We start from the raw sequence: 395 nt of genomic DNA on the forward strand, positions 1-395 counted from the left end.
CATTTAACACTTGCGGTAACAAAATAGTGCTCGGTACGCTGCCAGTATGACCACCCCCTTCACTGCCTTGAATGGTGATCATATCGGCGCCCATGGCAACCGCTTTTACTGCATGCTTTACTGCGCCTACGGTGGGAATGCACAGCACACCTGCCGCTTTGAGTCGCTCAATAGTGGCTTTATCGGGGCCGCGTCCGTAGCTCACCGCACGCAATTTGTAACTAATAGCTAAATCAAGACATTGCTGCGCGTTTTCTTGAAACATATGAAAATTAAGACCAAAATTACTGGTCCCTGTGGCAGCAATTACTTTTTTTATGGCACTTTCCACTTCTTCAGTGTTCATCGTCGCGCCAGCTAAAAAACCAAAACCGCCCGCACGCGTTGTTGCTATT

1 protein-coding gene is annotated in these 395 nt (G+C 48.1%); it reads right to left on the reverse strand.

All coding sequences use genetic code 11. From position 1 onward, the window contains the following. On the reverse strand, positions 1 to 395 hold a 395-nt coding region (locus tag AAEY62_RS20610; protein ID WP_350636114.1), incomplete at both ends, for a nitronate monooxygenase.

The organism is Pseudoalteromonas sp. GW168-MNA-CIBAN-0100, from assembly GCF_040309225.1.
In the GTDB taxonomy this organism is placed as follows: Bacteria; Pseudomonadota; Gammaproteobacteria; order Enterobacterales; family Alteromonadaceae; genus Pseudoalteromonas; species Pseudoalteromonas arctica.